This is a genomic window from Streptomyces sp. NPDC091209 (assembly GCF_044757755.1).
GTDB lineage: Bacteria > Actinomycetota > Actinomycetes > Streptomycetales > Streptomycetaceae > Streptomyces.
This window is the reverse complement of the sequence record NZ_JBIVVR010000014.1, coordinates 170,244-179,747: the sequence shown is the minus strand read 5'-3', so window position 1 is coordinate 179,747 and position 9,504 is coordinate 170,244. Positions and strand designations below refer to the sequence as shown.

Sequence of the window (9,504 nt, the reverse complement as noted above, 5' to 3'; positions counted from 1 at the left end):
CCGGGCCCTCTCACGTCCCCGGGACCGTCCCCGCGCGATGACCACCGTGAACCTGCAGCCCTCCTGGCCGGGTCTCCTTGCCGCTACGCGCCCGGGGCGCGGAAGGCGACCTGCCGGCGGGCGGCCTCGTCGACCTCGTCCAGGGTGAGGAGCAGGGTGGCCCGGGTGCGAAGGCCGCCGCTGGCCTTGACGGTGAGGCCGGCGGCGGCCATGGAGATTGGGTCGGGGAGGTCGACGACGAGGACGATGTCGTCCTCGCCGAAGGCGAAGTACATGGCCTCGACGGTGCCGCCGAGGCCGGTGACGACCTGTTCGACGGCGGCGCGGCGGCCGCTCGCGCCCTCCTCGAGCAGCCCCTTGGCGCCTTCGTGCGTGTAGGTCGCCTGGATGAGGAACTTCGGCATCGGGACGCTCCCTGCCCATCGCTTGTCCGGTCCGCAAGGGCCTTCCCGCAGGCTCGTCGCCCGCCACCCACCCCCACCTGATTCACCCGGACCCCACCGGATTCACCCGGACAGCGGCAGAGCGCCGGTCACCGGCCGGCCGTCGTGCCGCGAGCCCCGCCACCAGGTGCCGGGCGCGGGCGGCGGGCAGTCCCGGCGCCGGTCCCGGGCACCCCCGTTGAGGCCGCCGAGACCGCCGTCGCGGCCACCGGCATGCGCCACGGCCGTGGGCGTCGGGTGAGGCAAGCACCCCCGAGCCGCGAGGCCGGGCAGGACGTCGGCGAGGACGGACACGTACCTGCTACCGGTCCTGAGCAGGGCGTTCAAGTTACGGCATATGCCCGGGGCCCAGGCGTGTCTCCTTGATCGTCTGCTCGTTGTCCTGCCGACGGGCCGTCGGGCCCGCCCCACCTGCCTGCCGGTACGAGCCGGGGCCCGGCGTCGCGGAACTCTCGCCGCGCGTCGAGCCGGCGCGGCCGGCCGGGGGGATTCAACTGCCGGAGAGGAAGTCATGAGCGACAAGCGCGATCAGTTCGCGGAACTGACGACGGTGCGGATGTGTTTCCGCGACGAGGGCGATCCGCAGGGGGAGCCGCTGCTGCTGATCATGGGACTCAGCTCGCAGCTGATCCACTGGCCGCAGGAGATCGTCGACGCACTCGTCGAGCGCGGCTACCGGGTGATCCGTCCCGACAACCGCGACAGCGGCCTGACGGAATGGAAGACCACACCGAGCCAGTACTACCTGAGGGCGCTCGCGCGGGACACGGTCGAACTGCTCGACCATCTCGACATCGAGCAGGCGCACGTCGTCGGCGCCTCGATGGGCGGGATGATCGCCCAGCTGCTCGCGATCGAGCACACGCCGCGCGTGCTCAGCCTGTGCTCGATCATGAGCACGCCGCACATCAGCATCGGCATGGCCGACGGCAATGTGCTGGAGGAGCTGACCAAGCCGCTGCCCCCCGGCCGTGAGGACGCGATCAAGCAGATCGCCGCCCTGTACGCGACCATCGGCTCGAAGACCTACGCCGACAGCGAGAGCGAGCGGCGCCTCGCGATGGCGACGCAGGCGTACGACCGCGCGCAGCACCCCGAGGGCGGAACACGCCAGGTGACCGCGGCCCTGATCGCGCCCGACCGCACCAGGAACCTCAAGCAGTTGAGGCTCCCGGCGCTGGTGATCCACGGTGGCGAGGATCCGCTGATCAAAATCGCCGGCGGCGAGGCCACCCACGCCGCGCTCGCCGACTCGGCCTATCTGCCGCTCGACGCGATGGGCCACGACCTGCCCGCGCCGCTCCACGACCAGATCGTCGCGAGCATCGCCAAGAACGCCGTGCGGGTGACAGGCCGCCCCTGATCCTGCGGCTCTGGCAGGACGCCGCCCCACCGGCTTCTGCCTCGCCGCCAGGACGGCCCGAGTCGCCGACCCGGCGACTCGGGCCGCACCCGCGGTCGTGAAGGACACCGTCCGGGACCCGCCCGAGGACCGGCACGGGATCTGCGTCCGCCGCCGTCCACGTCCGCCGGCACCTGCCCTGCACCAGCAGCCGAAGCACCCGACGGCTCCTCTTCCGGCCGCCGGCCCGGACAGCCGATGAACGGCCGGACTCCAGGACCGTCCACGCGCAATCGGCGTCCCTCCCCGGCGGGGCACACCTTCCGCGATCCGCGGACTCGCCCCTCCGGGCCCCGGCTCCCGCGTCGTCTCCTCGAACCGATTCCGAAGCCGCTCACGGCGCGGGCTGTCCTCGCCGGCGGACAGCAGCGAGTGATCGACTTCCGCTGCCGGCCGGTGAGTTGCCCCTGTCTCACGATCGCCGCCTTGACCGGTCCCTCCCTCCGCCGGGCCGGGCTTGGCGCAGGCTTCCCGCGGACCCGAGTGACACAGGTTCTTCACATGTGATCAAATCCGGGTGTTCCAGCAGGCCAGGGTGCTGGACCGTCATCTCTTCGCACCACGGAAAGGGACTCCATGAGAATCCGGATGTCCCGTCGCGCGCAGGTGGTCATGACTCCTGGCGTCTTGGGAATGCCACGGTTCCGGGGCGGGAGCGGACGGGTGAGCAGTGGTCATGCCGGTGTCTTCTGCTCCAGGTAGGCGCGGTCGGCTGATCGCCCAAACCGTGCTGCCGGCCGTGGTGGTGGCCCTGGCGGCCTGGCTGGTCCCGCGGGGACCCGATGCCGACGGCACACGCGAGGGCCATGCGCTCGGCGGAGGCTGGTACGACCAGGCCGACTTCGGGAACGAGAGTCTGCGGACCGGCAAGGAGTACTGGGTGAGCCTGCCCCAGGCGTGGAACGTCAGCGGTGAACCGGTGACCGTACTCAAGGCCCGGTTCGTCAGCCTGCCGAAAGGGCTGGAGCTGATCGGCTACAAAGTGGTGAGCACCGAGGACACCGACGGATTCGGGATGGGCTCGATGCTGACGGGTTCGCCGGCCGATGACATCACCGGCCTGCCGGAACGGCCCAACGCCTTCACGGTGAAAGCCCGCAGACCGGCCGATTGGTATCACGTGGCCCGGATCAGGGTGAGCGGACCGGTGACAGGCGACACGTCGCGGTGCCGGTTCTGGTACCGGCAGGGTTCGGTGACGTACCGGCAGGACCTGCGGTGCGTGAACCAGCTCCGCCTCGCCAGGAAATAGAACCACCGGATACGCCCGCCAGGACCTGCGGTCCGGGGGTGTCCTGACGTCGCGGGCCGAGGCGATGGACTCCGGGCGCCGAGACCGGCTTCGCCGAGACCGGCTTCGGCGAGACCGGCTTCGGCGAGACCGGCTTCGCCGTGCCCGGTCCGGTCTGCGACCGCGGCGCCGAGAGACGGTCACCACCGGCCAACCCGCCAGGCCGGCACGGGTGCGACCTCGATCGGGCACCACGTCGGCAGGGTCTCGAAGCCGTTCCGGCCTGCCTCGCCTGCCTCGCCCGCCCTGCCGCAGTGCGTCCGGGCGTCTTGCGGCGGTGCCGGATCCCGTGCCACGGCCGGCACATATCGGCTGGTCCCGGGGCCGCTGCGGCGTGGTCGGGGAGCGTCTGCATACTGCTCGTCATGAAGGTCTCGCCCGGCACCCGTCTGCACGTGTTGTTCACCATGGTGATGGTGGTGTGCGTGGTGGCCGGCGGTGCCTGTTTCGGTTTCGTCTTCGGCGGCTGGGCGGGAGCCGCGGTGGGGGCGGGCACGACGGCCGTGGGCGTCGGGCTCGGGGGCTTCTTCCACAGCCGGATCGCGATGGATCCCTTCCCGGGCGTCGAGAGCGGCGGGGCCTCGCAGGGCATCGCGGACGTGGTGGTCATGGGGGTCGCGCTGTACGAGGCCGCGGTCTTCCCGGTCGTCCCCGGAGGGGTGAGCGAGAGGGAACAAAGGGCCCGCCGGACGGTGGCGTACCGGCTCGCCGCCTACGACGGTCTTCCCCGCGCCGTCCGGATCTCGGCAGCCGGCGCACTGGAGGTCATCGACGAGGGCCTGGACAAACAGCGCGCCCGGACCGCGGTGAAAGCACTGTCGCTCGCGGCCTACGACAGCCGCGGCGGTCACTGACCTGCCGTGCCGGGAACACCTGCGCGCGTGCGCACCCGCGCCGGCAATGGCTCAGCGCCCGGGCGCCAGGACGGTGAGCACACCCGGTGGGATCCCCGGCAGGCCCAGTCGGGACGAAAATGAACACGCGCAACGTCCGCAGGGCGAACGCCGCCCGCGAGCACGAGCTCCGAGCTCGCGGACCCGGACGCCATCCTGACCCGTCACCTGCGTGGCCTTCCCGCAGGCAGCCGGTCGCCTCCACAGACAGAAGTCGCCGCAACCCGATCCCCCGGGCGCTCAGCCGGTGCCGGAGGGACGCGGACGACACCGCGCGGACAGCGGTCGAGCGTCCGTCGTGAACCTCAACCCGCCTCGGCCGCAATCCCCTTCTCCCAGGAGGGGGAGGATGCCAAGAGCGGTCGAGGGCTTCCCGGACTCTTCTCCGGTAACCGGTGGAGGGCCTGCCCCGAAGGCCGGCCGCTGACAGGCCCGCCGCCCGGCAGACGCCTCGCCCACCCCCGCACGGTCCGTCCCGCCGGACCCCTCCTGCCGCGACAGGACCCCCGGCCGCCGCCGCGGCGGACCGCTGAACCCACCGGCCCCCGCCCACCGAGAAGACCCCGGCCAGCAGGAGGAAGCAGCCATGCCCGACGACGACGTCGAAATGCACGGTCCGGCGAACGGGGAGGGACCGCCCCGCCGGTACGGGCCCGTCTCCCGCGTCGCCGTGCTCTCCGACGTGCACGCCAACATCCCCGCCCTCGACGCGGTGCTCGCCGAACCGGACGTCGCCGCGGCCGGCCTCGTCGTCCTGTGCGGCGACCTGACCTGGGGCCCCCAGCCGCAGGAGACGTACGAACGGATCGTCGCGCTGGGCGGCCGCGCCCTGTGCGTACGCGGCAACGCCGACCGCTACGCCGCCCGGATCGGCACGGCCGCGGGGACCGCCGGCACCCCGCGCCAGTCATGGATCGCCGCACAGCACTCGCCCGAGGCGATCGCCTTCCTCGGCCGCCTCCCCTTCGGGGCGGTCGTGGAGATCGACGGGCTGGGACCGGTGCACTTCTGCCACGGTTCGCCGCGCAGCGACCATGAACTGGTCACCCCGGGGACACCGCCGAAACGGTTCGCGGAACTGTCCGCGGCCCTCGACGCGCGGGTCCTGGTCACCGGACACGCGCACCTCCAGTTCGACCGCGCCGTGGCGGGCCTGCGCAGCGTGAACCCGGGCAGCGTCGGACTGCCGTACCACACGGGTGAACCGGGCACCGCGTACTGGGCGTTGCTGGGCCCCGATGTCCGGCTCAGGACCACCCGCTACGACGTCGCGGACGCCATGGCGCGCGCCCGCCGCGCCGCAGACCCGGACGCGGAACGGTACGCGGACACCCTGTCGAACCCGCCCGATCCGCAACAGATCATCGTGGAGGCGGAGACCCGGATCTTCGTGAACTGACCGCGCACCGCCGTCAGCGGATTCCTCCTGCTTCGCCGGCCCGTGCGGCGGCGCGCTGCTCCACGTGGTCAAGGACTACATCGCACAGCACAAGCGCCCAGACTGAGCGCGGGCAGCCGTGGGCGCGGGCAGACAGTGCTGACCCGTGCCCACGGCCAAGGCCAGAGCAGTCCAGAGATGCGATTCACCCCCGGCCCGAAGGCCGGGGCACTCTCGCAGGATCAGAGGTAGAGCAGAGCTGCACCGCGACCGGCACGACAGGAGTCGGCCGGGGCCGGCCAGCGGGCCGGCCCGCGGTTCCCGGGTCACCCCGTTGGGCCGTGCCCGGGGCCGGTCTCGGCGTCGCTCGATGACGACCGACGCCGACAAGGACCGACAGGCCGATGTCAACGCCGTTCGTGCCGGCCGCGGCCCCGCCCGGTGGGCGGGGCCGCGGCCCGGTGCCGTGCGGGTGGCCGCGGCCCGGTGCCGTGCGGGTGGCCGGTCAGGGGGCGACGATGCCTTCTCCGCCGATGCCGCCCGGTACGGTCCGCGAGCCCAGCGGGGTGAGTGAGCCGTCGTGGCGGACCGCGAACTCGTCGACGATGCCGTTGATGCCCGTCTGGACGTAGAGGTAGTGCCCGTCCGGGGTGGTCGCGGCGTCGACGGTGCCGGGGTCGGTGGGCGTGTTGCCCAGGGGGGTCAGCCGGCGGCCGTGGTCAAAGGCACGGAAGCCGCTGAGGGTCGAGCTGCCCGCGTTGGAGGCGTAGAGCAGGCTGCGGGCGGCGACGATCCAGCAGGTGGCCGACTGGCCCGTGGCCGCGAACGCCTCCTGTGATGCGGTGCCGTCGCGGTGGACGGTGAACGTGGCGACGGCGTTCGTCCCGGCCTCGGCCAGGAACAGGCCGTGGCGGCCGTTGGGGACGAAGGCGAAGGGCACGGCACCCGGCAGATTCGTCACGACAGGGGAGTGGGCGGGTGCGCCGGAGCGGTCCAGGTTGAACACCAGGAGGCTGCTGCCGTTCGCCTTGGTGGTGACGACGAGCTGGGAACCGTCGCCGGTGAAGCCCACCTGCCCCGGGGTGTTGGTGAACTGGGGTGTGGCGTTCGGGTCGAGTCCCAGCGCGCGGTGGCGTCGGGGCTGCTCGTGCAGGAGGCCGCGGTGGACCGTGTAGCCCTGGATGGAACCGCCGTCCAGGGCGTTGAGCACGTACACGTTGTCCTCGTGCACGGCGACGCTCACCGGGAACCGGCCGCCGGAGCCGATGACCTGCCGCAGCTTCAGGCGGTCGCCGTCCACCGAGAACACGGAGACGGTGTCGCTGCCGGCGTTGACGGCGTACAGCAGGGCGTGGTGCGGGTCGTAGGTCAGGGAGCCCTGCGAGGCGAGGTGGTCGGCGACCGAGCCGTCCAGTACGCCCCCGAGCCCGTTGGTGTCGTAGGTCCTGGCCTGGGTCAGCCGTCCGTTCGCCGCGCGCCGGTAGGCGACGATCTGGTTGCCCGCCGGGTTGTCGGTCTGGACGAAGACCGCATGGTGGCCCTCGCGGTGGTGCCCGTCGCCGCCGCCGTGCGCGGCGGCGGGCACGGACGGAGCGCATACGGCTGCTGCGGCGAGCGCGGTCGCGACGGCCATGCCGAGACGAGTGATCTTCTGCACGATGGTTCTGCCTCCACGAGGGACCGGGATCGGCGTCCCGCTGGAGGCCCGCGTCTCTGGTCGAGCCAGATTCGGGCACCGTGGCCGCGAGCGGAGACGACATGGACGAGGGCGGTGGCGGGCGTGCACGCAAACGCCGGCGGCGTCCCCGTGCGGGAGCCACCACTGCCCCTCGCCGGAAAGATATGTGATGTTCTGTCATAAATCTTGGAGGTGCTGCGGTTCGGCGCCGCCGGGTCGCGCGATGGCCGCCGCCGCCGTCCCCTGCAGGTCCTGCAGGTCCTGCAGGTCCCGCGGGGCCGGCGCTTCAGCCCGCACCCTGCTGTGATCGGCCGACCGGATGAAGTTGTCCCCCGCGCTGTCGGCACGGCGCCGCGCAGCAAAACGTGCGCGGTTCGTGTTCCTACGATGCGGCCAGGAGCGCCCCGGCGGGCAGGGCCCGTGCACGTCGGCCCCGTGCGATGCGGGCTTCTTCGACTCGGCTTCTTCGACCCCAGAAATGGCGGAATGCATGAGAGCGATGAACTGTGGCCGGCTCCGGACCTGGGCGGCTTCCGGCGCGACCCTCGTGTTCCTGGCGGGGGCGGCGGCCGCCGGCCCACCGGCGGCCGCGCACGACGGCGGCCTCGGGCCCGCCATCGAGGCGATCATGCACAAGCCCGGTTACGAGCACGCGCAGTGGGGCGTGCTGGAGACGGACCCGGAGAACGGCCGGGTGATCCACTCCCGGTTCGCGAACCAGTTCTTCGTCCCCGGCTCGACGGTCAAGCTGGTCACCATGTCGACCGCCTGGCACACCCTGGGCCCGGACTACGGCTTCACCACTCCCGTGATGGCGACCGGCACCCGCACCGGGTCGACGCTGCACGGGAACCTGGCGCTGGTCGCCCAGGGCGACCTGACCATGGGCGGACGCACCAAGCCCGACGGCTCGGTGGACTACACCGACATCGACCACACCGAGGCCGCAATCCCCGGCGCGACCCTCACCCCGGAGAACCCGCTCGCCGGCATCAACCAGATCGCCCGGCAGATCCGCGAGGCCGGCATCACCAGGGTCGACGGCAACGTCGTCATCGACCCCCGCCTGTTCGACCTCCCGGACCTGAGCCCGCAGCCCACCCCGCTGATCCTCAACGACAACCTGATCGACCTGCTGACGACCCCGACCAGGCCCGGGCAGGCGGCCAAGCTGTTCTGGCGCCCGCAGGTCTCCCCGTACCACGTCACCTCCACCGTCCGGACGGTGGCCGGCGGCGGGACCACTTCCGTCAACGTGACCGCCTCGCCCGACGGCACCCAGATCCACCTCACCGGCACCATCGCCGCGGGTTCGCAGCCACTGCTGCGGGTCTCCGGCATCAAGGACCCGAACGCTTTTGGCCGCACCGCGCTGATCGAGGCCCTCGGCCGCGCCGGAGTCACCGTCACCGCGCCGCCCACCGGCCCCAACCCGCAGGACCAGCTGCCCCGCTCCTACCGCCACGACCCCCGCGTCGCCGCGTACGTCTCCCCGCCGTACAGCCAGTACGCCAAGCTGATCCTCAAGGTCAGCCACAACCTCGGCGCCAACCTGGCCCTGTGCAACATGGCCGTCGCGCGCGGCAGCAAGAACTGCTTCGACGCGTTCCCGATCGAGCACGACTTCCTCACCGGTGTCGCGCACATCGACCCGAAGCAGTTCCAGCTCGCCGACGGGCGCGGCGGCGTGCCGGCCGAGCGGGTCACCCCGAAGGGCCTCGTCGAGCTCCTCACCTACTGGCTGCACACCCCCGACGCCACGGCCTTCCGCAGGCTGCTCCCGATCCTCGGCGTCGACGGCTCGAACGCGATGTCCTGCACCACGAACTGCCCGGCCAAGGGCAAGGTGTTCGCCAAGCCCGGCACCATTCTCGGTGACGACCTGCTGAACCAGCAGCTCGCCGCCTCGGCCCAGAACGAGGCCGGCTACCTGAAGACCGACGACGGCCGCCTGCTGACCTTCTTCGTCGGCGTCAACGGCGCCGCCAGCCCCGACCTGCAGAGCTTCCTGAGCATCTTCAACGACGTCAACCAGATCACCGCGCTCCTCCAGGAGCAGGCCTCGGCACACAAGTAGCACGCCGCCCAAAACCCGCCGCACGACCGCCCGGAGCGCAGGGGCCCGGCTCGAGAACGAGACGGCCGCTGCGCTCCGGGCACTCCGGCGGTCGGTGCGGTGCCCCCGTCCGCGGTTCCTCGGTCCGCCCGTGCCGGGCCGGCAGGGCGGCGAGCCGCCGCGGCCGTTGAGCGCGGCGGCATCGCGTTCTGCCGTCGGCCCGGGCAGGCGGTGCGCCCGGCACAGGGTCCCCCGCCGTGCCGGGGCCTGCCGCGCGGGGGCGGCTCCTCAGGCGCCGGGGCCGGGACCCCGGGGTGCAGCCGCCCTGGCGGGGCGGCTGCACCCTGCCGGCGGACCGTATAC

General features: G+C 72.4%; 7 protein-coding genes. 5 read left to right on the top strand and 2 right to left on the bottom strand.

The window, feature by feature from the left end:
- Window positions 1-83 precede the first annotated feature (83 nt).
- Window positions 84-404, bottom strand: coding sequence for a GYD domain-containing protein (locus tag ACIQRL_RS33210; RefSeq protein WP_401338544.1), 321 nt, complete (start codon window positions 402-404; stop codon window positions 84-86).
- Window positions 405-954: 550 nt separating this feature from the next.
- Between ACIQRL_RS33210 and ACIQRL_RS33205 the strand changes: the two genes are divergently transcribed.
- From ACIQRL_RS33205 to ACIQRL_RS33190, 4 genes are all read left to right on the top strand, one after another.
- Window positions 955-1,806: an alpha/beta fold hydrolase gene (locus ACIQRL_RS33205; RefSeq protein ID WP_401338542.1), complete on the top strand. Its 852-nt coding sequence runs from the start codon at window positions 955-957 to the stop codon at window positions 1,804-1,806.
- 766 nt (window positions 1,807-2,572) lie between these two features.
- Window positions 2,573-3,097, top strand: a complete 525-nt coding sequence (locus ACIQRL_RS33200) for a hypothetical protein (RefSeq protein WP_401338540.1) — start codon at window positions 2,573-2,575, stop codon at window positions 3,095-3,097.
- Between the two features lie 404 nt (window positions 3,098-3,501).
- The gene (locus ACIQRL_RS33195) at window positions 3,502-3,990 is read left to right on the top strand and encodes a hypothetical protein (protein ID WP_401338538.1); all 489 of its coding nucleotides are present in this window, start codon (window positions 3,502-3,504) and stop codon (window positions 3,988-3,990) included.
- Between the two features lie 625 nt (window positions 3,991-4,615).
- The gene (locus ACIQRL_RS33190; RefSeq protein ID WP_401338536.1) at window positions 4,616-5,428 is read left to right on the top strand and encodes a metallophosphoesterase family protein; all 813 of its coding nucleotides are present in this window, start codon (window positions 4,616-4,618) and stop codon (window positions 5,426-5,428) included.
- Between the two features lie 484 nt (window positions 5,429-5,912).
- Here ACIQRL_RS33190 and ACIQRL_RS33185 read toward each other — a convergent pair whose 3' ends face one another.
- Window positions 5,913-7,064 (bottom strand): lactonase family protein, encoded by a 1,152-nt coding sequence (locus ACIQRL_RS33185; protein WP_401338535.1) that lies wholly within the window; start codon window positions 7,062-7,064, stop codon window positions 5,913-5,915.
- Between the two features lie 511 nt (window positions 7,065-7,575).
- Between ACIQRL_RS33185 and dacB the strand changes: the two genes are divergently transcribed.
- Window positions 7,576-9,162 (top strand): D-alanyl-D-alanine carboxypeptidase/D-alanyl-D-alanine-endopeptidase, encoded by a 1,587-nt coding sequence (gene dacB, locus ACIQRL_RS33180; protein ID WP_401338534.1) that lies wholly within the window; start codon window positions 7,576-7,578, stop codon window positions 9,160-9,162.
- The last annotated feature ends 342 nt before the right edge of the window (window positions 9,163-9,504 follow it).